Raw genomic sequence first — 417 nt, 5'->3', positions numbered from 1 at the left:
CGGTGCATGTCCCAGAGCCGGAAGTGTCCGCGATCCAGCGCGAGCGAGAGGAAATGCTGGCTATCTATGAGTCTCCGAACATCCTGCCGGTCCCGTTGTTAGGAAAGCTGGCCGGGAAGTCCAAGGACCAGATCAACCGCGAACTGAAAGCCGGAAAGTTGCTGGCTATCAGCCTTGGCAATCGGGGACAGCGTGTTCCGGACTGGCAACTGGTGCCGCTCAAACACAGGCTGGCCCAGGTGCTCATGAACCAGTGCCCGCACGCGGATTCTTGGGGACTTTACCGCATGCTGACCCAGCCGCACCCTGACCTGGGCGATCGCGCCGCCTTCGATGCTGTCACTCCGACCAAAGTGACGGCGTTCTTACGGTTCATCATGGGCGAATACCAGCATCACGAGGATGTGCCCAAGTCCT

General features: G+C 60.0%; 1 pseudogene. It reads left to right on the top strand.

The window, feature by feature from the left end:
* Positions 1–417, top strand: a pseudogene (locus tag RVY79_RS17615) (integrase); the annotation flags it as partial.

The sequence above is a fragment of the Chromohalobacter sp. HP20-39 genome, from assembly GCF_033052815.1.
GTDB lineage: Bacteria > Pseudomonadota > Gammaproteobacteria > Pseudomonadales > Halomonadaceae > Chromohalobacter.
The sequence above is the reverse complement of the archived record's forward strand: the minus strand, read 5'-3'. Positions and strand labels throughout refer to the sequence as shown.